Here is a 25570-nt window from a genome sequence, read left to right as displayed (position 1 = left end):
GGGTGACACCCGGTGCTGGGGTCAACGCGGTCTGGCCCGCCGTCCGGTGCGGACCAGCGGGCGCACGTTCGACCTGGTGCGCACGACCGGCGCGTGCGGGGGCACCGGGAGCGGCTGGGACTCCTGCTGCCGGCGGGGCACGCCCGCCCCGTGCTCCGGCGGCTCCGGCCGGGGGTCCGGTTCGGAGCGCGGGTCCCGGCCGAACCTCGGGTCGGGCTCCAGCAGCCCCGCCGGCCGCTCGAACCGGGTGGGCTCGGCCTCGTGCCGCGACCGCTCGTAGGAGCCGCGCTCGTACCCGGCCTCCTCGTGCGCGCGGGTGTCGTACCCGGCGGCCCCGGCGAACCGCGTCCCGTCCACCCGGGCGCCTTCCCGCCGGGCCACCTCCAGCAGCGCGCCCTCCATCCGGGCGGCCTCCCACCGGGCCGTCTCGTAGGCCGTCGCCACGTCCTCGTAGGACGGTGGCGGGGGCGCGGTGCCCGCCGGCCCCGCGCCGACCCGGTCCGACTCGTACCGCAGCCACTCCACCTGCGCCGGAGCCGGGTGCGCGGGAGCCGGACCGGCCTGTGGGGGACCGGGTGGCGGGGGAGGGGCGGGCACCGCGGCCCGCGCGGGTTCCTCGAACCGCGTCGGCCGCTCCTCGTACCGGCCCGGCGGCGGCTCCCGGCCGGGCTCGGTCAGCTGCCCCGGCGGCACGAGGTGCTGCGGCGACCGGCGCTGCGGACCCGGCGCCGCGACCCGGTTCTGCCGCCACAGCTCGGTCGACAGCTTGATCATCGCCGTGGGCGCGTCCAACCCGACCATGCCGACCAGGCGCCCGTCGTCGACGAACCCGGTGATCGTCCGGTGGTCCTTCTGGGACCCGGCCAGCGTCGTGGTGTCCTTGCCCATCGAGGGCAGCCCGGACCCCTGGATGCGCATGCCGTACTGCTCGGTCCAGAAACGGGGGACGGGGGTGAACGGCCGCGAGTTCTGCCTGCCCGCCAACAGGTTCTCCGCGGCCGCCCGCCCCATCTCCACCGCGTTGAGCCAGTGCTCGACCCGACGCGGTTGGCCTCCGAACCGGAGGTTGGGCCACCGCGCGACGTCACCCGCGGCCACGATGTCGGCCGCGCCGACCACGTGGCACGTGGGGTCGCACAGCACCCCGTCCTCCAGCACCAGACCCGACCCGCGCAGCCAGTGGATCGACGGGGACGCCCCCACCGCGATCACCACGACCGCGGCGAAGAACACCTGCCCGTCGGAGAGGTGGATCGCCACCCCGCCCGCCTGGCGCACCCAGTGCCGGATCTTCACGCCCATCGCCATCCGCACGCCCCGGACGCGGTGCGCCTCGGTGACGGTGTCGGCGATGTTCTTCCCGACCGCGCTGCCCAGCAGCGTGGACGACCTGCTGACGATGGCCACGTCACGGCCCATCGTCTTCACCGAGGCGGCCATCTCGCAGCCGATGAGGCCGCCGCCGACGACCACGACCAGCCCCTGCGTGGAGTTGATCGCCTGCTTGATCGCGATCGCGTCGTCCACCGTGCGCAGCACGTGGATGCGCGCGTCCTGGCGCGGCGCGCCCGCGAGGTGGCGCGGCTCGACGCCGGTCGCGATGACCAGCCCGTCGTACTTCAACTCCTCGCCGCCGGGCAGGCCCACCACGTGCCGGTCCGGCTCCAGGTGGGTCGCCGCCGTGTTCAGCCGCCACACGGCGTTCAGCTCGCGGCTGATCGTCAACCGCAGGTCGGTGGCGTTCAGCTCGCCGTTGACGGCCTCCTTGGACAGCGCCGGCCGGTGGTAGGGGAGGTGCCGCTCGGCGCTCACGATGACGATCTCGCCGCGGAAGCCCAGCTCCCGCAGCCGCTCGCCCGCCCGCAGGCCGGCCAGGCCGCCGCCCGCGACGACCACGCGTTCCTCGTTCTTCACCGGACACGCTCCCGCAGCTCGATCGCGCGCATGGGGCAGGCCCGCGCGGCGGCCCGCGCCTTGGCGAACAGCTCGGGCGGGGGCCTGCGCTCGTAGCGCAGGCGCTCGTCGTCGAGGAGTTGGAACAGGCCGGGCGCCTCGGCCTGGCAGATGCCGTAGCGGTGGCAGCGCTCGTTGTCGACGCTGATGTCGAGCGCGCTGCCGCCCGCGCCGTCGGGTTCGGGTTCGAAGCCCGGCTCGGGTTCCAGCATGCCCAGCTTCACCAGCAGGTCCGGCGGGAGGAAGCGGGCGGTGGCGATGGTCGCCGTGGGGATGAGGATCGTGAGGCCGGCCAGCCACAGCACGGCGAGGTTGCCGTTCGCGATGGCGCCGAACCAGGAGTGGACCACGGTGATCGTGACCGCGGCGTAGGCGACCTGGTGCAGCCGCAACCACTTGCGGTAGTAGACCTTCTTGCGCAGGCCCGCGGTGAACGCGATGGCCAGCATCAGCTCCAGGCCGACGATGCCCAGGGCGTGCCGGAGCAGGCCGCCGTCGACGAACGGCAGCGCGATCGTGACGAAGGAGAACGCACCCAGCTGGAGCAGCGTGAACGCGAAGGCGTGCAGGGAGCCGAACGCCAGGGCCAGCGTCGCCAGCACCATGTGGCTGTTGCGCAGCCCCTGTCTGCCGGTGATCTTGTTGGCCCAGCCCGTCGCGATCAGCACGCCCCAGCACAGGGTGGCGCACATGAACGCGTAGGCCAGGCGCGCCGAGATCTGCGCGACGTGGCGCACCCCGGCGTCGTGGTCGCCGCCGGTCGCCTGGGCGATCAGCAGCGGAACCTGGGAGAACACGGGACGTTACCTCCGAGATGGCGGGAAAGAACTCGCAGGTGGTGGGGTCGGCCCCGCCGGGCGGCCGTGCGGGAGCGGTCGCGTCCGCCGGGCGGGGGCGAGGTCGTGGAAGTGCTCCGCGGGTGGTTCGCGTCAGCGGTGTCCGGGGTCGGGCCACCACCTCCTCTCACGTGACGTTGCCGCGGGGCCGCAGCAGGCGCAGGATCGCGATGGTCACCGCCACGCCCACCAGGCAGATGAGGAGCACGGTCAGCGCGTCCGGCCCGGTCCGGGCGGTCACCTGCGCGGCGCGCACCGGGTCGGCGTCCACGGCCGCCCCGTTCGGGTTCTGGGCGTTGCGCGCGCCGGCGGCGACCGGTTTGGACAGACCCGCGTCGGTGACCATGTTGGTGCTCTCCAACAGGGTCATGTGCTTGAGCACGATCTGGTTGCACACCTGGGCGAACTGCCGGATCGCCTCGTTGCGGGTGTTCGCGCGCACCGTGCCGATCACCGGGAAGATCGAACCGTGCGCGGCCCGCAACCGGTTGGCGAACGAGTCGTCGAACGCCGGGCCGGTGCGCGAGCGCATCTCCGCCATCCACGACTGCTGGTCGGCGTTGGCCTCGTCCGGCAGTTCGACGCCCATCTGGGACGCCAGGCGCACCACGCGCTCGTCGAGGAACTCGTGGTCGCTCATCAACTGGGCGCCCACCTCCTTGACCCGGGTGCTGCCGGCGCGCTCCTGCGCCTCCTCGCCCATGGGCATCTCCCACAGGCCGGCGAGCCGCACCTTGACCAGCAGGTCCTTGTCCAGCGCGGTGATCGGGCCGAGCGGGGTCTGCTCCACAGGGCCGGGGTCCGCCGGGTCGTCGGCGAGCGACACCCCGGTGAACGCCGGGAGGAACAGCAGGTGCAGGGCCAGCACGACCGCCGCGATTCGCTTGGCTGACATGGGTTTCTCGTCCTGGGGTGGGTGGTCGCCGTCGGGTGGTCGCTGTGGAGTGGTCGCTGTGGAGTGGTCGCTGTGGAGTGGACTCAGTAGCCGTCGCCGGTGCCCGGCTGCGCGGGGGCGGCGCCGTCGTCGGCCTGCGCCTTCCTGCCCTCGGGGGTCACCGCGAACCACGTGCCGCCCTTGCCCTGACCGGTCAGGTCGCCCGCCTTCTTGTCACCCGCGTACCGGTAGAGGGGCCAGCCCGCGAGGGTCACCTGCTTCCTGCCGTTGGCGCGCTCCACGGAACCCACCAGCGTCGGGTCCACACCGGAGGTCATGGTGTGCTCGCCGACCAGCACGGGGGGCCACATCTCCAGGCACGCCGCGTCGCAATTGGACTTCGACGGCTTCGCGGTGTCCTTGTCGAAGCGGTACAGCGCGAAACCCGCCGCGTCCGCGACGAACCAGCCGACCTGCCGCGACTCGGTGGCCGACAGCATCTGGTGCGGCTCCTTGCCGAAGTCCGGCGTCTGCTGGAGAGTCGTCGTGCCGGAGTTGGCGCCAGTCGCGCCGCCCTGGCCGCCGGAAGCGCCGAAACCGGTCGCGCCACAAGCGCTGACCAGCAGCAACGCCGCCGCGGCCGGGATCGGCAGCAACGCCTTTCGGGTACGTCGACTGCGCATCGTTGGTCCTTTCTCCTGCTGGCGGGTCCGCCGGAAGGACTAGGGACCGGGTGTGCGGGTCCTGGCCGTCGGAGCGGATACCGAGAAGTACGGACACGATGCGGACACGGTTCACGAACAGATCGACCACTTTTTTTGCCGTCAAACCCTCGACGCGGCGCCACCCGGCGCGCTTGGATGCACGGCGTGGCGCGGCACAGACGCAGCACTTCCCCCCAAAGAGATCAGCCCTGGGCCGAACTGAGCCTGGAAGACGAGTTGATCCGCAGGCTCTACCAGGAGTTCGGCAGTGCGCTGCTCGGACACGCCATGAGGCTGACCGGCAGCGACCGGCAGTGGGCAGAGGACATCGTCCAGGAGACGCTCGTGCGGGCGTGGCGCAACGCCGAGAAGCTGGAGCGGGACCCCGTCCTGCTCCGCTCCTGGCTGTTCACCGTCGCCCGGCGACTGGTCATCGACGACCGTCGAAAGCGGAGCGTCCGACCGCAGGAGTCCGAGTTGACGCCGTCCGATGAGGCCCCGGTGCGGGACGAGGCGGACCGCACCCTGGCGGCGATAGTCGTAGCCGAAGCGATGAACGGACTGACGGAGGAGCACCGGGAGGCTATTCTCGAAACGTACTTGAGGGATCGCACTGTCGGGGAAGCCGCAGCGGTGCTCGGGGTACCGCCCGGCACGGTGAAGTCCAGGGTGTACTACGCGCTCCGCGCCCTGCGGCGTGCGTTGCAGGATCGGGGCTGACGCGGGTGAACTCGCCTACGGACCACATCGACGTGGCGGCGTACGTCCTCGGCATCCTCGACGAGGACGAGGTCGACGCCTTCGAGAACCACCTCGCCCAGTGCCGTCGATGTGCGCTCGACCTGCGCGATTTCGCCGAGCTGCCCGACCTGATCGACGAGGCCGACGCCAACGGCATGCTGCGCTCCAACACGGGGGAGCGGCCCGACGGCCGCTCGGTGCGCGCGATGATCGACGAGGTCTCGGAACAACGGGCGCGCAAGCGCCGCAACGTGGCACTGATGGCCGCCGCCGCTGCCGTGTTGCTCGTGGTGCTGACCGCCGTCGTGTCGGTGAACGTCGCCTCGCCGTCCGACTCGGTGGCCGGCTCCTCCACGTCCTCCCGGGCGCCTGCGCCGTCCAACGCGGCGAAGGACGTCCCCGCCCCGGACCCCGCCGGCACCCTCGCCCGCACCGACGCGGCCACCGGCGTCGCCGCGAAGATCACCGCGGTCCCCGAGCAGTGGGGCACCTCCCTCGAACTGGAGGTGAAGGGCGCGAAGGGCCCGACCCGGTGCGAACTGGTCGCCAAGTCCCGGACCGGCGAGACCCTGGTCCTCGGCTCCTGGGCGGTCGGCGCGACGAGCCCGGAGACCCAGCCCGTGCGGCTCCAGGCCGCCGTCGGCCTGCGGTGGCACGAGATCACCGAGTTCTCGGTGCGCGACACCCGGGAGGGTGCGACCCTGGTCCGCCTCCCGACCTCCTGACCCGTCCGCGAAGCGGTGGCCGCACCACCGTTCTAGACCCGGCGCACCGTCGCGGCGTTGACTCCCGAGCGGGAGGCGGCGCCGTGCCGCCGCGCGTGCGAGGAGGTCGTGGTGCAGGTCGGATTCGTCGGGCTCGGGATCATGGGGCAGCCGATGGCCCTCAACCTGGCCCGCGCCGGGACGCCGCTCGTGGTGTGGAACCGCTCGCCGCACCGCTGCGAGCCGCTGCGCGAGGCCGGGGCGGAGGTCGCGGGCTCGGTGGCGGAGGTGTTCGAGCGGTCCGAGGTGGTCGTCCTCATGCTCGCCGGCGAGGCCGCGATCGACGCCGCGCTCGGGCGGGACGGCGCCGGGTGGGCCGGGCTCGTCGCGGGGCGCACCGTCGTGCACATGGGCACCACCTCGCCCGAGTACTCGCACGCCCTGGAGCGGGACGTCCGGGCCGCGGGCGGGCGGTACGTCGAGGCCCCGGTGTCCGGGTCGCGCGGACCCGCGGAGGCCGGCGAGCTGATCGCCATGCTCGCGGGGGAGCCCGACGCGGTCGCGCGGGTGCGGGAGGTCGTCGCGCCGATGTGCGCGCAGGTCGTCGAGTGCGGCGCGGCGCCGCGGGCGCTGGTGATGAAGCTGGCCGTCAACCTGTTCCTGATCACCATGACCACCGGGCTGGCCGAGGCCTTCCACTTCGCCGAGCGCCGCGGCCTGGACCTCGACGTGTTCACCTCGGTGCTGGACTCCGGGCCGATGGCGAGCACGGTGTCGCGCGCCAAGACGGCGAAGCTCCTCACCGCCGACTTCACCGCCCAGGCCGCCGCGCGGGACGTGCTGATGAACAACGAGCTGATCGCCGCCGCCGCCCGGTCCGCCGGGATCGCCTCGCCGCTGCTGGACGTGTGCCTGGCGCTGTTCACCCGGACCGTCGAGCTGGGGCACGGCGCCGACGACATGGCCGCGGTCGTGCACGCGATCGGCGAGCGCTCGGGAGCCCCCGACCAGGCGCCGCCGCGCCCGGGGCGCTCACATCTGGCGCAGGCCCGCGAGGACGCGCTCCATCAGGTCGAGTGACGGCCGGCCCTTGTCGTCGACCGCCTCCTCGGCGTGCACGTTGATCAGGCTCATGTCGGACATGTCCGCCAGCAGCACGCGCACCACGCCGAGCGGCAACCGCAGCGTCGCCGCCACCTCCGCCACGGAGTGCGGCAGGCGGCACAGGTCGCTGATGATCCGGTGCTCCGCGGTCGACGTCAGGGCGTCCCGGCCGGCCCGCTCGTTCGTCGTCACGATGGTCTCGATGGCCAGCGTCGTCGCGGACCGCGTACGGCCGCCGGTCCTGGTGTAGGGGCGCACCCGGAGGGTCGACACACCAGCTCCTCGACGGTCGTTCGTTGATCACGGTCGCGCGCGGTCAGGGTCGCTGACGACGCTAGACCCTAGGGCGCGTCACGCCTCCTGTCTCGGTTTTCCCGGCATGTGGGAGGAATCGCGGACCGCTGCGACGGTGCGTGCCGGGCTGTGCGCCGGCCGTTTCTGAACCCATCCGCACGCATCGGATGATCGGCCCGGTCGCCCCGGCTCGACCGCCCGGCGGCCACCCGCGGCCCGCCTGGGACGGGGTGCGCCCCAGGCGTCCGTCGGGGGTTACCCGATTGGTGTCGGATTCGCGATCACACTTGACCTCGCAGAACACGTGGGGGATGTGTCCTGGTGATGAGCCCACCACCGAGCGGCTTGTGGCCGGAATCGACGCTAGTGACGGGTGGAGCGCTCTCACAACGGTTGTTGACCAAGGTTTGAGGTTCGGCGGCCCGCTGCCCGACCCGCTCGTCCCCGGCTCCAGCGCCTCCTCCGGCAGGGCCTCCACGATCCCGGACCCGGGCACCGCCCGGACCACCGCGCCGCGCACCGGGCGTCGACGGCGGCGGGCGCGCACCCCGGCCGGCAGTGGGTGTCGGCGACGGGATCAGCGGTCAACCGCACTCCTCCAGGCGTTTCAGGACGGTCGTGGCGATGCCCGCCGCGTCCAGGCCGTGCGCCCGCAGGACCTCCTCGCGCGAGCCGTGCGGGAGGAAGTTCGCGGGCAGCGCGAACGTGCCGACGCGGGTGGGCGCGCCGAGCACGGCCATCGCCTGCGCCAGCCGACCACCCAGCGCGCCGGTGGTCGTGGTGTCCTCCACGGCCATCACCAGCCGGTGCGCGGCGACGAGCTTGACCAGCTCCGGGTCCAGCGGCGCGATCCAGCGCGGGTCGACCACGGCGACCCGCACGCCGTGCGCGGCCAGCTCCTCGGCCGCCTCCAGGCACGGGCCCGCCATGGGGCCGACCGCGACCAGCAGCCCGGCCGCGCCGGGCTCCTCGCGCAGCACGTCGTAGCGGCCCGTGCGGCGCACCGCCGGGATGTCGCCCGCCACCTTCGCCTTCGGGTAGCGGACCGCGGTCGGGCCGTCGTGGACGTCCACCGCCTCCCGCAGCGCCTCGCGCAGCCGCGCCGGGTCCCGGGGAGCCGCCAGCCGCAGGCCCGGCACGACCGGCAGCACGGACGCGTCCCACATGCCGTGGTGGCTCGGCCCGTCCGGCCCGGTCACCCCCGCCCGGTCGAGCACGAACGTCACCGGCAGCCGGTGCAGCGCCACGTCCAGCAGCACCTGGTCGAACGCGCGGGACAGGAACGTCGCGTACACCGCGACCACCGGGTGCATCCCGCCCAGCGCCAGCCCGGCCGCCGAGGTCACCGCGTGCTGCTCGGCGATGCCCACGTCGAAGGTCCGCTCCGGGAACCGGTGGGCGAACCCGTCCAGCCCCGTCGGGCCGCGCATCGCGGCGGTCAGGCACACCACGTCCGCGCGGTCCTCGCCGATGCGGGTGATCTCCGCGCCGAACACGTCCGTCCACGTCGGGACCGTCCCCGACCCGCCGGGCGACACGGTGTGGAGGTGGTCGGCCAGGTCCTGCTCGGCGGGCCGGTGGCCCTCGCCCTTGCGGGTCAGGCAGTGCACCACGACCGGGCGGCCCAGCCGCGCGCCCTGGCGCAGCGCGCGTTCCACGGCGAGCACGTCGTGCCCGTCGACCGGCCCGACGTAGGCCAGGCCCAGGTCCTCGAACAGCGTCGGCCGCCGTCCCCGGCGCAGCTCCGCGAGGTGCGCGGCCAGGCCGCCGGTCGTCGGCGCGTAGGAGCGGCCGTTGTCGTTGAGCAGCACCACGACCGGGTGCCGCGTGCCCGCGAGGTTGTTCAGCGCCTCCCACGCCATGCCGCCGGTCAGCGCGCCGTCGCCGACGACCGCCACCACCCGGCGCGCGGAGCCCTTGAGCCGCATCGCCTTCGCCACGCCGTCCGCGTAGGACAGCGCGGTGGAGGCGTGCGAGTTCTCGATGACGTCGTGCGGCGACTCGGCCGCCGACGGGTAGCCGGACAGACCGCCCGCGCGGCGCAGCGTCCCGAAGTCGCCCGCCCGCCCGGTCAGCACCTTGTGCACGTACGCCTGGTGGCCGGTGTCGAACAGCAGCACGTCGTGCGGCGAGTCGAACACGCGGTGCAGGGCGATGGTCAGCTCCACCGCGCCCAGGTTCGGTCCCAGGTGGCCGCCCGCGCGCGTCACGTGCCGGACGAGGTGGACGCGGATCTCCTCCGCCAGGTCGGGCAGGGCGTCGGCGGGCAGCGCCCGGACGTCCGCCGGGCCGGTGATGCCCTCCAGCAGCGCCGTCACCGCCGCACCGCCGCCGGCAGCGTGAACCGGATCGTCTCGGCCGTGGTCTCGCGCACCTCGACGTCCCGCGCGCCCAGCGCCTCGACCACCTCGTCCACCAGGCGGGGCGGTGCCGAGGCGCCCGCGCTCAGGCCCACCACCCGCACGCCCTCCAGCCACGCCGGGTCGATGTCGGACACGTCGTCGACCAGGTGCGCGGGGACGCCGCCGCGACGGGCCAGCTCGACCAGCCGCACCGAGTTGGACGAGTTCGCCGACCCGACCACCAGCACCAGGTCCGCGTCCCGCGCCACCTCGCGCACCGCGTCCTGCCGGTTCGTCGTGGCGTAGCAGATGTCGGCCGACGACGGTCCCCTCAGCGCCGGGAACCTGGCCCGCAGCGCGTCGAGCACCTCGGCCGTCTCGTCCGCGGCGAGCGTGGTCTGCGTCAGGTACGACACCCGGGCCGGGTCGGGCACTTCCAGCGCCGCCACGTCGGCGACGGTCCCCACCAGCACCATCCGGTCCGGTGCCTCGCCGAGCGTGCCCTCGACCTCCTCGTGCCCGGCGTGCCCGACGAGCACCACCGTGTCACCGCGCGCGGCGTACCGCCTGGCCTCGGCGTGCACCTTCGTCACCAGGGGGCACGTCGCGTCCACCACGTCGAGGCCGCGGCGCTCGGCCTCCTCCCGCACCGCGGGCGACACCCCGTGCGCGGAGAACACCACCGTGGCGCCGTCCGGCACGGCGTCGAGCTCGTCGACGAACACCGCGCCGCGCGCCTCCAACTCGGCCACCACGTGCGTGTTGTGCACGATCTGCTTGCGCACGTGGACCGGACCGCGGTGCAGGTCGAGGAGGCGGTCGACGATGTCGATGGCCCGCTCGACCCCGGCGCAGAACGACCGCGGCGACGCGAGCAGCACAACGGGAACGGCCATGCGCACGACTCCTCGTGTAGGGCGACTACCGGCGGACCACCAGGTCCCGAACGGAGAACTCGCCGGTCCCGGACGTACGACTCGCGCGGCCCGGACGTACGACTCGCGGGTGAACGGTCGGCACACCGGCGAGTCGTGCGTTCGGGTCGGGTGAGTTCTGCGTTCGGGTCGGGCTAGTGGGTTCGGTGGGTGGCCAGGCGGGCCACGGCGTCCAGTTCGCGCGACGCCCGGTCGGCGGGCCGCGCCGCGCGCAGGTGCACGCGGGCACGGGCCAGCAGGTCGTCGGCACGCCCCTGGCTCCACGCCCGCGCGCCGCACACCTCCACCAGGTGGGCGGCCCGGGCCAGGTCGACTCCGGTCAGCTGCCGGTCCGCGCGGTACAGCGCGTCCAGCTCGCGGGCGGCGGGGGTGTCGGAGGTCAGGGCGGCCACCACGGGCAGCGACTTCTTGCGGTTCTGGAGGTCGGAGTACACCGGTTTACCGGTCACCGCCGGGTCGCCCCAGATGCCGAGCAGGTCGTCGACGAACTGGAACGCCAGCCCCAGCTTCGCGCCGAACGCCCGCAGGTGCTCGACCTGCTCGGCCGTGCCGCCGCCGAACATGGCGCCCACCGCGCACGACGCGCCCAGCAGCGCGCCGGTCTTGCCCTCGGCCATCCGCACGCACTCGGCGAGCCCCACGTCCGCGCGCTCCTCGAACGCCAGGTCGGCGCTCTGCCCCGCCAGCAGCTCCTGCACGGCGACCGACAGCTCCCGGATCGCCCGCGTAGCCGCCGGGTGCCCGCCGGCCGCCAGCACGTCGAGCGCCAGCGTCAGCAGCGAGTCGCCCGCGAGGATCGCCGCGTTGATCCCGAACACGCTCCACGCGGTGGGCCGGTGCCGCCGGGTCACGTCGCCGTCCATCACGTCGTCGTGCAGCAGCGAGAAGTTGTGCACCAGCTCCGCGGCCACCGCGGCGGGCACCGCGCCCTCCGCCGAACCGCCCACGGCCTGCGCGGCCAGCAGCGCCAACGCGGGCCGGATCGCCTTGCCGGGGTCCGCCGAGGCGGGTCCGCCGTGCTCGTCCCGCCAGCCGAAGTGGTAGCCCGCGATCACCCGCATCGACTCGGGCAACCGGTCCACCGCGGCCCGCAGCGCCGGGTCCACCTCGCCGCGGCTCCAGCTCAACACCTCGCGCGCGGTCCGCGCGGGGCTCACGTCCAGGTCGGTCATGGGCACAACTCCTGTTCGGGGGAACGCCCGCGGCGCGGGCGGGGGAGGTCGGGCGCCGCCGGGCGGTCCCGGCCGGCGGCACCCCCGCGTGCTACGAGCGGCCGAGTTCCACGTGCTCCAGCACGCCCAGCGCGTCCGGCACCAGCACCGCCACCGAGAAGTAGGCGCTGACCAGGTACGACACGATCGCCTTCTCGTTGACGCCCATGAACCGGGCGTTGAGGCTCGGCTGCACCTCGTCCGGGATGCCGGGCTGGTGCAGGCCGATCACGCCGTTGTCCTGCTCGCCCACCCGCATCGCGATGATCGAGCTGGTCTGGCGCTCGGAGATCGGGATCTTGTCCGACGGCAGGATGGGGACGCCGCGCCACGTCGTGACCCGCGTGCCGTCCACGTCGGCCGAGCCGGGGTAGAGGCCGCGCTTGTTCAGCTCCCGGCCGAACGCCGCGATGGTGCGCGGGTGGGCCAGCATGAACGCGGTCTTGCGCCGCCGCGACAGCAGCTCGTCCAGGTCGTCCGGGGTGGGCGGGCCGGTGCGGGTGTGGATGCGCTGCCCGAGGTCCACGTTGTGCAGCAGCCCGATGCGCCGGTTGTTGACCATCTCGTGCTCCTGGCGCTCGCGCAGGGCCTCGATGGTGAGCCGCAGCTGCTGCTCGGTCTGGTTCATCGGGTGGTTGTAGAGGTCGGCGACGCGGCTGTGCACGCGCAGCACGGTCTGGGCCACCTCCAGCTCGTACTCCCGGGGCGCCGGCTCGTAGTCCACGAACGTCGCCGGCAGTTCCGGTTCGCCCTCGTGGCCCGAGGCGATGTCGATCTCCGCCTCGCCGTGCTTGTTCTGCGGCCTGCCGCCCCGCCGCGCGACCTGCTCGACGTGCTCGCGCAGCGCGTCGGCACGCCCGTCGAGCTGCCGCAACCGGCTCTGCGTCAGCACCAGGGCGATCACCGGCGTGACGGCCTTGACGGTGAACTCCCACCGGGCCTCGGCGCCGGTGAGCGCCTCGTCGCCGAAGTGGTCGCCGTCGGCCATCGTGTCGAGCACGGTCTGGTCGCCGTACTCGCCCCGGCCGATCCGGTTGACCTTGCCGTGCGCGATGAGGAACACCTCGTCGGCCCGGCCGCCGGACTCGACGACGACGTCGCCGGGCCGGTACTCGCGCTGCTCGAACCGGTCGGCCAGCGCGGCCAGCACCGACTCGTCGTCGAAGTCGCGCAGCAGCGGCAGCTCGCGCAGCTCCTGCGGGATGACGCGGACGTCGGCGCCGGTGCTGGTGAACGTCACCCGCCCGTCGCCGAGGGCGTAGCTGAGGCGGCGGTTGACCCGGTAGGTACCGGCCTGGGTGCTCACCCAGGGCAGCTTCCGCAGCAGCCAGCGGGGCGAGATGCCCTGCATCTGCGGGGTGGACTTGGTGGTGCTGGCGAGGTTCCGGGCGGCGGCGGTGCCCAGGCTCTGCCGCCGGTGCTCGGCCTCCTCGGGGGCGAGGCCGGGGTCGGTCGCGGTCACGTGGGAAGTCCGATCTCGTCGGGGGCTGGCAGGGGAGGACTAGTCCTCGCGGCCGATCTCGACGTGCTCCAGCACGCCGACGGCGTCCGGCACGAGGATCGCGGTGGAGTAGTAGGCGCTGACGAGGTAGGAGATGATCGCCTTCTCGTCGATGCCCATGAACCGCACGTTGAGGCCCGGCTGGTACTCGTCGGGCAGGCCCGTCTGGTGCAGGCCGATGACGCCCTGGTTCTCCTCGCCGGCGCGCAGCAGCACGATCGAGCTGGTGCGGGTCTTGGAGACCGCGATCTTGCTGCACGGCAGGACCGGCACGCCGCGCCAGGCGGGCACGTGGTGGCCGTTGAGGTCGGCGGTGGCCGGGTAGATGCCGCGCTTGCTGCACTCGCGGCCGAACGCGGCGATGACCCGGGGGTGGGCCAGGAACGCCGTGGGCTCCTTCCACACCGTGCCCAGCAGCTCGTCCATGTCGTCGGGGGTGGGCGGGCCGGTGCGGGTGTGGATGCGCTGCTTGAGGTCGGCGCTGTGCAGCAGGCCGAAGTCGCGGTTGTTGACCATCTCGTGCTCCTGGCGCTCGCGCAGCGCCTCGATGGTCAGCCGCAGCTGCTGCTCGACCTGGTCCATCGGGTGGTTGTAGAGGTCGGCGACGCGGCTGTGCACCCGCAGCACGGTCTGCGCGACGCTCAGCTCCAGCTCGCGCGGCGCCAGCTCGTAGTCGACGTACGTGCCGGGCAGGTCGGGCTCGCCCTCGTGGCCCGAGGCGATGTCGATCTCGGCCTCGCCGTGCGCGTTCTGCCGGCCGCTGCCGGCGGCGAAGGCGCGCTGGATGTGCGCGCGCAGCCCGCCCGCCTCGCCGTTGAGACGCTCGAAGACGTCCCACGGCAGCGCGAGCGCGATGACCGGCGTGACGGCCTTGACGGTGAAGCCCCACTCGCCCTGCGGACCGGCGAGGACCTGGTCGCCGAAGTGCTCGCCGCCGGCGTGCACGCCGAGCACGGTCTGGTCGCCGTACTCGCCGCGGCCGATCTTGTTGACCTTGCCGTGCGCGATGAGGATCACCGCGTCCTGCGGGCGACCCTCCTCGACGATGACGTCGCCGGGCTGGTACTCGTGCTGCTCGAACCGGTCGGCGAGGGCGGTGAGCGCGGCGACGTCGTCGAAGTCGCGCAGCAGCGGCAGCTCGGTCAGCTCCTGCGGGACGACCCGGACGTCGGCGCCGGCGTTGGTGAAGGTCAGCCTGCCGTCCCCGACGGCGTAGCTGAGCCTGCGGTTGACCCGGAAGGCGCCACCCTTCGCCTCCACCCAGGGCAGGATCTTCAGCAGCCACCGCGAGGTGATGCCCTGCATCTGGGGCACGGACTTGGTCGTCGTCGCGAGGTTGCGCGCCGCCGCCGTGCCGAGGCTCGACCTGGGGCGCTCGACGTCCGAGTCCGAATCGGTCACAGTCACCACGTACACCGCCAATCGGAATTCCTTCATTGGGCCGGACCGACGGTAGTGAGCACGAATGCAGTACGGGAAGCGGCTGATGTGGGGACCCCCTGCGGGGTCGTTCGGCGGTGTCCGCGCACGGTCAGTGCGCGTTTTTCCCGCGACGGGTAATAACGAGTGAATTTGTCCGGCATGTAGGACTCTATTCGCCCTGGCGGGGAATGTTTAACTCGATCGTCGTAGCATTCTTCCTTCGAACGTGGTGTTGACCTGGGCAGGGATGGTCGGCTGTGAGGTCATTTTGCACGAGTGCGCCCGAAAGTTCAGTCTTGCGTGGGTAGCTCGTTCGGGCGGTGGAGTCCGTATTTCGGCAGGAAGATCGTCTCAGTGTTCGCCCGATCGAAGACGAGAAGTCCTCATACGACGGACACCGCGACCCCGGTGGTCCGGGATCGCGGTGTCCGAATGGGTGAAACGGGTGCGGGGCCGGCGGAGCGCGCCCGGCCCCGCACGTCGATCAGGTGCTGTGCGGGCAGGTGTCGCGGTAGTCGGAGATCTGCGTGCTGCGGCCGGGGGCCGGGCACAGGAACTGCTCGTAGCGGGTGTCGTTGTCGATGAACCGCTTGAGCCACGCGATGCTGTACTTCGCGATCGTCGTGTTGGAGGTGTTGGGCGCGAAGTGGCTCGCGCCGTTCAGCTCCAGGTACGCCTTGTCCAGGGTGGACGGCAGCGAGTTGTAGAACGGGATGGAGTGCGACGACACCGCCGCCACCGAGTCGTTCTCGGCGCCGACGACCAGGGTCGGCACCCGGACGCCGCCCCAGGACTTGTCGGTGTGCCAGCCGGTCAGCGGGATCGCGGCCTGGAGGGCCGGCCGCTGCTCGGCGGCGCGCAGGGTGCCGCCGCCGCCCATCGAGTGGCCCATCAGCCCCAGCCGGGAGGCGTCGATGCGCGTGCGCACCGAGCTGCGCTGGGTCAGGTAGTCCAGCGCCGACAGCAGCTGCGACGCCCGGCTGTCGGGCTGGTCGAGCGTGGTGTTGGTGTCGATGGTGAACACCACGAAGCCCTGGGAGGCGATGCGCGGGCCGAGCCAGGAGATGGTCGACTGCGTGCCGGTGAAGCCCGGGGAGATGGCGATGGCGCCGAACGTGCCCTCGGCCGTGCTGGTGGGGTAGTAGATGGTGCCGCCGCCGAAGCCGCTCACCGACAGGGAGGAGACCGTGGTCTGGGAGGTTGCGAACGGGCCGCGCACGGCCTCGATGCTGGAGTTGCTGGGCGCGGGACCGCGGCGGTACTCGGTCTCGGCCGCCTCGGCCGAGGGGGCGACCAGCGCCAGGGCCAGCGCCGGGACGAGCGCGGGGATCAGTTTGCGGAGTTGCACGTCGGTGTACACCTCGCTTGGCAGGGAAACTGCGGACAGCGATGACCCTGCGCCACTCGGTAACCGTCCCGCATCGGTGCAACCACCGGTCCCACCCGAAAACTAACACTGGTAGAAAATTTCTCCGCGACCCCTTCCGCCGGCGGTCGGGTGACCGCGAGACTGGCCCCATGCTGCGCGGACGCCACCGGCAGCGCGTCGCCGTCGACGCGTTGCTCGACCGTGCCCGAGCCGGGCGGGGCGGGGTCCTGGTCCTGCGCGGCGGACCCGGGTCGGGCAAGTCGGCACTGCTCGACGCCGCCCGCCGCGCCGCCGCCGAGCGCGCGACCGGGGGGCGCGAGGTCCTGCTGTGCGTGGACGACGCCCACCTGCTCGACGACACCGCCTGGCTCGACGACCTGGTCGCCGACCTCGCCGACGAACCGGTCGCCCTGCTCATCGCCACCGAGGGAGACGCGCGCGGCCTGCCGTGGGTGCGACTCGACCCGCTCGACCACGCCGACAGCCTGCGCGTGCTGCGCGACCTGCGCCCCGGCCTGCCACCCGGCCTCGCCGACGAGGTCGCCGACCTCGCCCGCGGCAACCCGCTCGCCCTGGTCGAACTGACCCGCGCGCTCACCTCCGAGCAGATCGGCGGCACCGCGCCCCCGCCGGACGGCCTGCCCGCCGACAGCTCGCTGCGCGCCCGCTTCACCGCCCGCTTCCACGCCCTGCCCGCGCAGGCCCGGTTCGCCGCCGCGCTGCGCGTCGTGGACGACGAGGTCGACGACGACACCCTCGCCCGCATGCCCGACCTGGACCTGGACGCCGTCGAGGACGCCCGCGCCCTGCTCGACGGCGGTCCCCTGGTGCGCTCCGCGCTCCGCGACGCCCTGCCGCTCCCGCTGCGCTTCGCCGCGCACGCCGCGCTGGCCGGGGCGCTGCCCCCGGGACCCCGCCGCACCTGGCACGAGGCCGCCCGCGCGCCCGGCAACCGCGACGCGTTCGCCGACCGGCTCGCGGACTCCGCCGGCCGCGCCCGCCGCTGCGGCGACTACCCGGCCGCCGCCCGCGACCACGACCGCGCCGCCACCCTGGCGTCCGGACCGGACGCCCGCGCCCGCCACCTCATCGCCGCCGCCACCGACCACTGGGCCCACGGCGCGCCCCGCCGCGCCCGCGTCGCCCTGCGCACCGCCGCCCGGCTCACCGACAGCGACGAGCTGCGCGCCCGCGCCGAACTGGTCAAGGGCGGCATCGACCTGGGCCACGGCATGCCCGACGTCGCCGTGCGCCGCCTCCTGCACGCCGCCGGCGAACTCGTCCACACCCACCGCGCGCTCGCCATCACCGCCCTCGGCTTCGCGGGCGAGGCGGCCAGCATCGCGGGCGACCACGCCCGGTACGCCGAGACCGCCGCGTTCGCCGCCCGGCTGCGCCGCCCCGACGAACCCGACCGCACCCGCATCACCCTCGACCACCTCGCCGGCATGGCCGCCACGTTCGCCGGGCGGCACACCGAGGCGCTGCCCGCGCTGCGCTCCGTCGTGGAGCTGGCCGAACGCGTCCCGCACCCGCAGGCCAAGATCTGGGGCGGCCAGGCCGCCTACACCCTGGGCGACGCGACCAGGGCGCACGAGCTGGCCACCAGCGCGGTCACCGCCGCCCACGAGCAGGGCCTGACCTCCCTCGTGCCGTGGGCCCTGGTGTACCGGGCGCTGTCCGCGCTGCTGCTCGACCAGCACTCGGTGGCGCTGTCGGCGGCGTTCGAGGGCGTGCACGCGGCCACCGCGATCAGCCAGCACAACGCCGTCGTCGACCACCTCACGATCCTCGCCCTGCTCGCCGCGCTGCGCGGGGACACCGACACCGCCGTGCACCGCGTCGAGACCGCCGCCGAGCAGATCGCCCAGCGCGGCCTCGGCCGCTCGGGCACGTTCGGCGCGTGGGCGTCGGCGTGCGTCGACCTCGCCCTCGACCGCCCGGCCGACGCCCTCGACCGGCTGCGCCTGATGACCGCCGGTGCCGGCGGCGTGCACGCCGGCATCAAGGTCATGGCCGCCCCGCACGTCGTGGAGGCCGCCGTCGGCTGCGGCCGCCGCTCCACCGCCGACCGCGCGCTGGGCCGCTACGAGAAGTGGGTGGGCGCCACCAACAGCCCCGCCCGGCTGGCCCTGTCCCACCGCTGCCGGGCCATGCTGGACGACGGCGCGGCCGGCGACGAGCACTTCCGCGAGGCCATCCGGCTGCACCGGGCCAGCGGCACCGCCATGGAGCTGGCCAAGACCGAGCTGTTCTACGGGCACCGGCTGCGCCGCGGCCGCAAACCCCGGGCGGCGCGCGACGTGCTGCGCGACGCCGTCAAGATCTTCCAGCGCTACGAGGCCGACCGCTGGGTCGCCCGCGCCCGGGCCGAGCTGCGCGCCGCCGGCGAGACCGTCACCGGGCCCGCCGACGCGCCGCCCACCGGCGACCGGGTCGCCTCGCTCACCCCGCAGCAGGCGCAGATCGCCCGCCTGGTCGCCGAGGGCGCGACCAACCGGGAGGTCGCCGCCCGGCTGTTCCTGAGCCACCGCACCGTCGAGCACCACCTGCGCAACATCTTCGCCAGGCTCGAGGTGCGGTCCAGGGTCGAGCTGACCAGGGTGCTCGACTGACGAGGAGGGTCGCTTGCGACAGGACTACCGGCACTGGCAGCGGATACCGACCCGGTGGCACGACAACGACGTGTACGGCCACGTCAACAACGTCGTGCACTACGCGTGGATGGACACGCTCATCAACACGTGGCTGATCACCGAGGGCGGGCTGGACATCCACCGCGGCCCGGCGATCGGGCTGTGCGTGGAGTCCCACTGCAACTACCGGGCCTCCGTCGCCTTCCCCGAGGCGGTCGACGCGGGCCTGCGCGTCGGCCACCTCGGCCGCTCCAGCGTGCGCTGGGAGGTCGGCTTCTACCCGGAGGGTCGTGACGACGTCGTCGCCGAGGGGCACTTCGTGCACGTGTTCACCGACCGGGACACGCGCAAGCCGGTGGAGGTCCCCGCCGGGCTGCGCGCCGCGATGGAGGGGCTGGTGGTCGCGTGAGGACCCGGGGCGCGGTGCTGACCGCCGTGGGCGGACCGCTGGAGGTGCTCGACCTGGAACTGGACCCGCCCGGTCCCGGCGAGGTGCTGGTGAAGGTGGGCGCCACCGGGCTGTGCCACTCCGACCTGTCCGTCATCGACGGCTCCCGCGTCAGGCCGCTGCCGATGGTGCTCGGCCACGAGGCCGCGGGCGAGGTCGTGGAGACCGGGCCCGGCGCGTCCGACTTCGCCGTCGGCGACCGGGTCGTGCTGTCGTTCGTGCCCGCCTGCGGCTCGTGCCGGCGGTGCGCGTCCGGGCGGCAGGCGCTGTGCGAACCGGGTGCGGCCGCCAACCGCGAGGGCAGCCTGCTCGGCGGCGGCAGGCGGCTGCGGCTGCCCGACGGCACCCGCCCGCACCACCACCTGGGCGTGTCCGGGTTCGCCGAGTACGCCGTGGTCTCCGAGAAGTCCGCGACCCGCGTGCCCGACGACCTCGCGCCCGAGGTGGCCGCCCTGTTCGGGTGCGCCGTGCTCACCGGCGCGGGCGCCGCGTTCCACAGCGCCGCCGTGCGGCCCGGCGACCGGGTCGCGGTGTTCGGGCTCGGGGGCGTCGGCCTGGCCGCCCTGCTCGCCGCCCGCGCGGCCGGCGCGTCGCAGATCGTCGCCGTGGACGTCGTCGCGCACAAGCGCGCCCTGGCCCGCAGGCTCGGCGCCACCCACGACGTGGCGGGCGGCGCGGACGCGGTGGCCGCCGTGCGCGACCTGACCGGCGGCGGCGCGGACAAGGTCATCGACACCACCGGCGTCGCGGCCGTCCTGGAGCAGGCCTACCTGGCCACCTCCGCGGGCGGCACCACCGTCACGGTCGGCCTGCCGCACCCCGAGCGGACGGTGACGCTGCCCGCGCTGAGCCTGGTCGCCGAGGAGCGCACCCTCAAGGGCAGCTACCTCGGCTCCTGCGTGCCCCGCCGCGACGTGCCCCGGTTCGTCGACCTGTACCGCGCCGGCCGACTCCCCGTGCACGAACTGCTGTCGGGGACCCTCGCGCTCGACGACGTGAACGCCGGGTTCGCCCGTTTGGCGTCAGGGGAAGCCGTCCGGCAGGTCGTCGTACCGTGATCCGCGGACCTGTACGGTTGCCCGGATCGGGTGACGGCTAGGCAGGGGAGTGGTCCGCGGTGCGCAGACGGTCGATGCTCGCGGGTGTGGCTTCGGCGGTGGGCGGCGTGATCGCCGGCGGCGGGTCGGCGAACGCGGCCGGCCCCCTCGGGTTGCGGGACTACCGGCTGGTGAACCTCGCGCACGTCAACGACCCGGACCGGACGAAGGTCTACCCGGGCGACCCGGCGTTCACCCTCTCCACCGTCGCCACGGTGCCGGAGCACGGCTTCTACCTCCAGTACGTGCAGCAGGGCGAGCACACCGGCACGCACTGGGGCGCGCCCGCGCACTTCAACGCCGACCAGCCGCACGCCGACGAGCTCGACGCCGAGGACCTGTTCCTGCCCGCCGTGAAGGTCGACGTGCGGGAGCAGGCGCGGCGCGACGCCGACTACGAGGTGACCGTCGCCGACCTCCAGCGCTGGGAGAAGCGCCACGGCCGCATCCCGCGGGAGGCGGCCGTGGTGCTGTGGACCGGCTGGGAGGACCGCTGGGGCACCGACGCGTTCTACAACTTCGACGACGCCGGGCAGATGCACCAGCCCGGCTTCTCGCTGGCCGCCGTGCAGTGGCTGGTGAAGACCGGCCGGCTCGGCCGCCGGGGCGCCCTGGGCACCGACACGTTCAGCCCGGAACCGGCCGTGGACGTCGAGTACGCGGTCTCCAAGCTGCTCTACCGGGAGCACCGGATCAGCCTGGAGGTCCTGGCGAACCTGGCCGAGCTGCCCGAGCAGGGCGGGCACGTCCTGGTCGGCGGCGTGGTCAACCGGCGCGGCTCCGGTTCGCCGGCGAGCGTCTACGCGTTCGTGCCGAAGAGGTGAGCCGGGGCTGTTAGCTTCCGGTGGGTGCCCACTACCGAGGAGATCACCCGCCACCACGACCCCGACCCCGACGAGGACCCCTGGGTGCTGGGGCCCCCCGTGCCCGAGGCGATCCGCATCGCCCCGTACGACCCGGGCTGGCCCGCGCGCTACGAACGCCTCGCCGCCGCCATCCGCGCCGCCCTCGGCGACGCGGTGCTCGACGTCGAGCACGTCGGCTCCACGTCCGTGCCCGGCCTGGCCGCCAAGGACGTCGTCGACATCTCCCTCACCGTCGCCGACCCGCGCGACGAGGACGCCTACGTGCCCGCCCTGGAGGGCATCGGCTACGTCCTCACCATCCGCGAGCCGTCGTTCCACGAGCACCGCATGCTGCGGCTGGCCGACCCCCGGGTCAACCTGCACGTGTACGGCCCGGACTGCCCGGAGCCGATCCGGCTGCGCATGTTCCGCGACTGGCTGCGCGGACACCCCGAGGACCGCGAGCGCTACGAGGCGGCCAAGCGGGCGGCGGTGCCCGGCGGCGGTCACGTCATGGACTACAACGCGCGCAAGCAGGACGTGATCCGCGAGATCTACGACCGGCTGTTCCGGGCGGCCGGGATGCTGTAGCCGCCGGCCCAGGGGGCCGGTTCAGGGGCGGGCGTGGAACAGGCCGTCGAGCAGCACGGGGATCGCGCGCCGGGCCGTGCCCGGGTCCGGCGCCGAGTCGACCGCCGCCTGGAGCATCGTGAACACGATCGGCAGGTCGTCCAGCACGACGTCGCCCTTGAGGTGGCCCGCCGCCTGCGACCGGGCGAACGGGGCCCGCAGCGCGTCCAGCAGGCCCCGGACCTGGCCGAGCTGGTCGGGGCGCGGCAGCCTGCGCAGCTCGTCGACCAGCGGCCGCATCGACACCTGGTGGACGAGCACCCCGCGCAGCAGCGCCCGGAACGCCGCCGGGTCGTCCGCGTCCCGCTCCGCCACCCGGCGCAGCACCGCCACCTGCTCCCGCGTCACCGCCAGCAGCAGCGCCCGGCGGTCCGAGAAGTGCCGGTACACCGTGGCCTGGCCCAACCCGGTCGCGTCCGCCAGCTGCCGCAGCGACGGCATCGGCCTGCCCAGCGCCACCTGCTCCCCGGCCGCGCGCATGATCGCCGCCCGGTTGCGGCGGGCGTCGCTGCGGTGCGGCGCGCGGAGCGGTGAGCGGGGCAGGGGCACGTCGGCATCCCGGCGGGCGAGCAGGAGATGTTACCCGGAAGTAATGAGAATAGCACCGTCTGTGATGCCTCGGAACGCCTTCGTAACGTCGGTGATCACGCGCCTTCACGGCTGGCGTCTTCGAGGAAGGACTGGACGTGCGCAAACGTCTTCTCAGGGTCGTGTGTGCGGTGCTGCCCGCCGCCCTGGCGGTCGTGCTCACCACCCCCGCGGCCCACGCCGCGGCCCCCGTCGACTACGTCGCCCTCGGCGACTCGTACTCCTCCGGCACCGGCGCGCCGCCCTACACCGGCGGCACGTGCTTCCGCAGCCCGCGCGGCTACGCCCAGCTGTGGGCGGACACCCACGAGGTGTCGTCGTTCAAGTACGCCGCCTGCGGTGGCGCCACCACCGACAGCATGACCGGCCAGTTCGACTCCCTCGACGCGGGCACCGACCTGGTGTCCATCACCATCGGCGGCAACGACATCGGGTTCGCCTCCACCATGATCACCTGCGTCACCGGCAGCGACAGCTCCTGCCTCAACGCGGTGGACAAGGGCGTCCAGCAGGCCCGGACCGCGCTGCCCGCCAAGCTCGACCGCACCTACGCCACCATCCGCTCCCGCGCCCCCGGCGCCACCGTCGTCGTCCTCGGCTACCCGCGCCTCGTCGAACCCGCCGGCACCTGCCTGAACGCCACCAAGCGCACCGCCCTCAACAACGGCGCCGACGTCCTGCACGAGGTCATCGCCGCCCGCGCCGCCGCGGCCGGCGTCCGCTACGTCGACGCCCGGGCGCACTTCGCGGGCCACGGCGCCTGCGGCCGATCGCCGTGGATCAACTCCTTCTCCCTGCTGCGGCTCGTGGAGTCCTTCCACCCCAACGCCGCCGGCTACGCCCAGGGCTACCTGCCGCTGCTCGACTCCGCGGTCGGCTGACGCCCTCCGACACCGCTCGCCGCGCCCGACCCCTGCCGCGCCCGACCCCGGTGGGGGTCGGGCGCGACCTCACGGGTGGATGACCAGCCCGTGGCCGCCCTCGCGCTTCGCCTCGTACATCGCCTTGTCCGCGCGCCGCAGCACCGACTGCGCCGTCGCCTCGGGGTCCTGATCCGCGCAGATCACCACGCCCACCGAGGCGCTGATCTCCCCGCCCAGCGAGTCGAGGACCCGGAACGCCACCTTCTCCGGCTCCTCCACGCCCTCCACCAGCACGCCGAACTCGTCACCACCCAACCGGGCGACCACGTCCGTGTCCCGCACGCACCGCAGCAACCGCTGGGCCACCCGCTCCAGCAACGCGTCCCCGTGCGCGTGCCCCGACACGTCGTTGACCGCTTTGAAGTCGTCCAGGTCCACGAACAGCAGCCCGAACGGCGAGCCGTCCCGCTGGTGCGCGGCCATCGCCTCGTCCAGCCTGCGCTCGAACAGCGCCCGGTTCGCCAGCCCCGTCAACGGGTCGTGGTGCGCCTGGTGCGACAGCGTGCGCTCGGACTCCCGCAGCAGCAGCACCAGTTCCGTGTTGTCCACCAAGGTCACCAGCTGCCGCAGGATCACCGCCACGAACACCGTGAACGCGCACGCGACCTCCACCGCGTCCACCGTGCCCAGTCCGCCCGCCATCGTGCCGCACAGCACCAGCGCCGAGGTGATCAGCAGCGGCAGGTACGGCATCAGCAGGTAACCCCACTGCCACGACCGCCGGGCGCGACCGCGCCCCGCGGTCGCCGGCGGCACCGGCGCCAGCGCGGCGAGGCCGATCAGCGCCGGCCCCACCACGAACCCGGCGTTCGCCAGCGGCGGCACCTCCGGCGCCCGCACGCTCACCAGGTAGGCGAACGCGAGGTCCGACACCGCCAGGCCGGTCAACCCGAGCCCGAGCAACCGCAACTGCGGCCGCAGCACCACCGTCCGGTCCGCGCTCAGCACCACCACGATCACCAGCAGCACCAGGTCCGTGATCGGGTAGGCCACGGCCACCAGGAACGCGGGCGCGCCCGGGTTGCCCGCCTCCACCAGCCTGCCCAGCGCGATCGCCCACGTGAGCACGAACAGCGAACCCACCACGATCACCCCGTCGAGCAGCAGCACCAGCCGCGCCGACGCCGTGCGCCGGTCCAGCAGCGCGTCGGGCGTCCCCGAGCGGCGGAAGTTCCCGATCACCAGCAGCGCGACGAACGCGAACGGCACGATCCCCAGGTACCCGGCGTCCGCCGCGGACGGCGACGGCACGGCCCGCCGCTCCACGAGCTGGAACCACGTCCACAGCGCCATGCCCACCGACCACGACAACGCGCCGAGCCCCGCGGCCACCCGCCAGCTCCGGTCCGGCCCGCTCGTGCGCCGCGCCGTCCACCAGCAGCAGCCCGTCGCGAACAGACCCGCGGCGAGCTGGGCGAGGTCGTCCACGGCCACCGCCGCGTCACCGTGCACCAGTCCCACGCTCGCGGCCGCGGACGCGGCGGCGGCCAGCGCCAGCACCACGGCCGCGGTGGCGCCGAACCGCCTCGTCCCGAGCACGCGACCCAGTGTGCCGCATTCCCGTTCCACCGACCGGGTGGCCCTGGAAGGATCGGCGTGTGGCAGAGCAGCAGGTTCCCGTCGCCGAAGACGTGGTGACGGAGCAGGACTACGAGCGCTTCGCACGGCACCGGATCGCCGAGTCGGGCGGCGACGCCGACGCGTTCGGCCTCTCCTACAACGTGCTCCACCTGGCGTACGTGATGATCACCGACTACGAGGCCCTCGTGCACCGCGAGCAGGGCTGGACCATGCCGGGCTTCCGGCTGATGTTCAAGCTCTGGATACTCGGCCCCACCCAGCCCGCGCGGCTGGCCGAGCTGTCCGGCACGACCCGGTCGGCGATGTCGAACCTCATCAACACGCTGGAGCGGGCCGGGCTGGTCGAGCGGACCAGGGACGGGCAGGACCGCCGGGTGGTGTTCGTCGCGCTCACCGACGAGGGGCGCGACGCGGTGTCGTCCACGTTCCCGGTGCAGAACGCCCGCGAGGCCCGCTGGTTCGAGGCGCTGACCCCGGCGGAGCGCGCGCAGATGGTCGAGCTGATCCGCAGGGTGGTGGCCGCCCGCCCGGACTGACCACCCGGCCGCCCCTCGTCCCGCGTCCTCCCGCGCCCGCGCACCCGCTCGCGCGGCGCCCCCGCGCGTCCACCCGCGCCGACCGCGGGTTCGCCCACCCGGAGCGCGGGGCCACCGGCCCGGAGCACCGGGTCGATCAGCGACGACTGGCAGGCGACGGACGCCACCGAGATCGCCGCCGTCGTCCACCACCCGTGCGGTGGACAGCGGGCCGGTGGAACCCGCGTGCCCGGACCACGCTGTCCGGGCACGCGGGAAGGGGGCGCACCGGACCACGCCGTCCGGTGCGCTGAACG

General features: G+C 73.8%; 23 protein-coding genes. 10 read left to right on the top strand and 13 right to left on the bottom strand.

Annotated features, from left to right (window positions below; genetic code table 11):
- Positions 1-21 precede the first annotated feature (21 nt).
- The 4 genes from CKY47_RS16410 to CKY47_RS16395 all read right to left on the bottom strand — a co-directional run bounded on the left by CKY47_RS16410 (position 22) and on the right by CKY47_RS16395 (position 4346).
- Positions 22-1914, bottom strand: coding sequence for an NAD(P)/FAD-dependent oxidoreductase (locus CKY47_RS16410; RefSeq protein ID WP_306746684.1), 1893 nt, complete (start codon positions 1912-1914; stop codon positions 22-24).
- On the bottom strand, positions 1911-2750 hold the full coding sequence (locus CKY47_RS16405) for a ferric reductase-like transmembrane domain-containing protein (protein ID WP_306746683.1): 840 nt from the start codon (positions 2748-2750) through the stop codon (positions 1911-1913). The genes CKY47_RS16410 and CKY47_RS16405 overlap by 4 nt, the downstream gene beginning before the upstream one ends.
- Before the next feature lie 166 nt (positions 2751-2916).
- The gene (locus tag CKY47_RS16400; RefSeq protein WP_306746682.1) at positions 2917-3684 is read right to left on the bottom strand and encodes a DUF4142 domain-containing protein; all 768 of its coding nucleotides are present in this window, start codon (positions 3682-3684) and stop codon (positions 2917-2919) included.
- A gap of 83 nt (positions 3685-3767) precedes the next feature.
- Complete coding sequence (locus tag CKY47_RS16395; protein WP_306746681.1) at positions 3768-4346, bottom strand: hypothetical protein; 579 nt, start codon at positions 4344-4346, stop codon at positions 3768-3770.
- Positions 4347-4523: 177 nt separating this feature from the next.
- Between CKY47_RS16395 and CKY47_RS16390 the strand changes: the two genes are divergently transcribed.
- The 3 genes from CKY47_RS16390 to CKY47_RS16380 are packed head-to-tail and all read left to right on the top strand — an operon-like array spanning position 4524 to position 6892.
- Entirely contained in the window at positions 4524-5087 is a 564-nt protein-coding gene (locus CKY47_RS16390; protein ID WP_306746680.1) for a sigma-70 family RNA polymerase sigma factor, read from the top strand.
- Between the two features lie 5 nt (positions 5088-5092).
- Positions 5093-5833: an anti-sigma factor family protein gene (locus CKY47_RS16385; protein ID WP_306746679.1), complete on the top strand. Its 741-nt coding sequence runs from the start codon at positions 5093-5095 to the stop codon at positions 5831-5833.
- A 57-nt stretch (positions 5834-5890) separates the two neighbouring features.
- Positions 5891-6892, top strand: coding sequence for an NAD(P)-dependent oxidoreductase (locus CKY47_RS16380; protein WP_306746678.1), 1002 nt, complete (start codon positions 5891-5893; stop codon positions 6890-6892).
- On the opposite strand, the gene CKY47_RS16375 is transcribed toward CKY47_RS16380, so the two are convergent.
- The 7 genes from CKY47_RS16375 to bdeA all read right to left on the bottom strand — a co-directional run bounded on the left by CKY47_RS16375 (position 6845) and on the right by bdeA (position 15969).
- Positions 6845-7189 carry a DUF742 domain-containing protein gene (locus CKY47_RS16375; RefSeq protein WP_306746677.1) on the bottom strand — a complete coding sequence of 115 codons (345 nt, stop codon included), beginning with the start codon at positions 7187-7189 and terminating at the stop codon, positions 6845-6847. The genes CKY47_RS16380 and CKY47_RS16375 overlap by 48 nt on opposite strands.
- 605 nt (positions 7190-7794) lie before the next feature.
- The gene (locus CKY47_RS16370) at positions 7795-9528 is read right to left on the bottom strand and encodes a 1-deoxy-D-xylulose-5-phosphate synthase (RefSeq protein WP_306746676.1); all 1734 of its coding nucleotides are present in this window, start codon (positions 9526-9528) and stop codon (positions 7795-7797) included.
- Positions 9525-10448 carry a 4-hydroxy-3-methylbut-2-enyl diphosphate reductase gene (ispH, locus tag CKY47_RS16365; RefSeq protein WP_306746675.1) on the bottom strand — a complete coding sequence of 308 codons (924 nt, stop codon included), beginning with the start codon at positions 10446-10448 and terminating at the stop codon, positions 9525-9527. The genes CKY47_RS16370 and ispH overlap by 4 nt, the downstream gene beginning before the upstream one ends.
- Before the next feature lie 173 nt (positions 10449-10621).
- Positions 10622-11659 carry a family 2 encapsulin nanocompartment cargo protein polyprenyl transferase gene (locus tag CKY47_RS16360; RefSeq protein WP_306746674.1) on the bottom strand — a complete coding sequence of 346 codons (1038 nt, stop codon included), beginning with the start codon at positions 11657-11659 and terminating at the stop codon, positions 10622-10624.
- Between the two features lie 91 nt (positions 11660-11750).
- Positions 11751-13160 carry a family 2B encapsulin nanocompartment shell protein gene (locus CKY47_RS16355; protein WP_306746673.1) on the bottom strand — a complete coding sequence of 470 codons (1410 nt, stop codon included), beginning with the start codon at positions 13158-13160 and terminating at the stop codon, positions 11751-11753.
- A gap of 39 nt (positions 13161-13199) precedes the next feature.
- Positions 13200-14606, bottom strand: a complete 1407-nt coding sequence (locus tag CKY47_RS16350) for a family 2B encapsulin nanocompartment shell protein (protein ID WP_306746672.1) — start codon at positions 14604-14606, stop codon at positions 13200-13202.
- Between the two features lie 499 nt (positions 14607-15105).
- Positions 15106-15969, bottom strand: coding sequence for a bis(hydroxyethyl) terephthalate hydrolase (gene bdeA, locus CKY47_RS16345; RefSeq protein ID WP_306746671.1), 864 nt, complete (start codon positions 15967-15969; stop codon positions 15106-15108).
- 170 nt (positions 15970-16139) lie between these two features.
- Between bdeA and CKY47_RS16340 the strand changes: the two genes are divergently transcribed.
- From CKY47_RS16340 to CKY47_RS16320, 5 genes are all read left to right on the top strand, one after another.
- Entirely contained in the window at positions 16140-18605 is a 2466-nt protein-coding gene (locus CKY47_RS16340) for a LuxR C-terminal-related transcriptional regulator (protein ID WP_306746670.1), read from the top strand.
- Between the two features lie 13 nt (positions 18606-18618).
- Entirely contained in the window at positions 18619-19035 is a 417-nt protein-coding gene (locus tag CKY47_RS16335; protein ID WP_306746669.1) for an acyl-CoA thioesterase, read from the top strand.
- On the top strand, positions 19032-20132 hold the full coding sequence (locus CKY47_RS16330; protein WP_306746668.1) for an alcohol dehydrogenase catalytic domain-containing protein: 1101 nt from the start codon (positions 19032-19034) through the stop codon (positions 20130-20132). Before CKY47_RS16335 ends, CKY47_RS16330 begins: the two co-directional genes overlap by 4 nt.
- 86 nt (positions 20133-20218) lie before the next feature.
- Positions 20219-20995, top strand: coding sequence for a cyclase family protein (locus tag CKY47_RS16325; protein ID WP_306746667.1), 777 nt, complete (start codon positions 20219-20221; stop codon positions 20993-20995).
- Between the two features lie 24 nt (positions 20996-21019).
- A complete protein-coding gene (locus tag CKY47_RS16320) occupies positions 21020-21607 on the top strand; it encodes a GrpB family protein (RefSeq protein ID WP_306746666.1) in 588 nt (195 codons plus the stop codon).
- A gap of 21 nt (positions 21608-21628) precedes the next feature.
- Here the strand turns inward: CKY47_RS16320 and CKY47_RS16315 are convergent, their stop codons facing one another.
- Positions 21629-22195, bottom strand: a complete 567-nt coding sequence (locus tag CKY47_RS16315; protein ID WP_306746665.1) for a TetR/AcrR family transcriptional regulator — start codon at positions 22193-22195, stop codon at positions 21629-21631.
- Between the two features lie 137 nt (positions 22196-22332).
- Between CKY47_RS16315 and CKY47_RS16310 the strand changes: the two genes are divergently transcribed.
- Complete coding sequence (locus CKY47_RS16310; protein ID WP_306746663.1) at positions 22333-23115, top strand: SGNH/GDSL hydrolase family protein; 783 nt, start codon at positions 22333-22335, stop codon at positions 23113-23115.
- Between the two features lie 69 nt (positions 23116-23184).
- Here CKY47_RS16310 and CKY47_RS16305 read toward each other — a convergent pair whose 3' ends face one another.
- On the bottom strand, positions 23185-24696 hold the full coding sequence (locus tag CKY47_RS16305) for a GGDEF domain-containing protein (RefSeq protein WP_306746662.1): 1512 nt from the start codon (positions 24694-24696) through the stop codon (positions 23185-23187).
- A gap of 59 nt (positions 24697-24755) precedes the next feature.
- Between CKY47_RS16305 and CKY47_RS16300 the strand changes: the two genes are divergently transcribed.
- Positions 24756-25274 (top strand): MarR family winged helix-turn-helix transcriptional regulator, encoded by a 519-nt coding sequence (locus CKY47_RS16300; protein ID WP_306746661.1) that lies wholly within the window; start codon positions 24756-24758, stop codon positions 25272-25274.
- Positions 25275-25570 lie beyond the last annotated feature (296 nt).

Origin of the sequence: Saccharothrix longispora (assembly GCF_030852425.1) — a bacterium.
GTDB classification, from domain to species: Bacteria; Actinomycetota; Actinomycetes; order Mycobacteriales; family Pseudonocardiaceae; genus Actinosynnema; species Actinosynnema longispora.
Note: the sequence above shows the minus strand (reverse complement) of the source record. Positions and strands in the feature narration are given on the sequence as shown.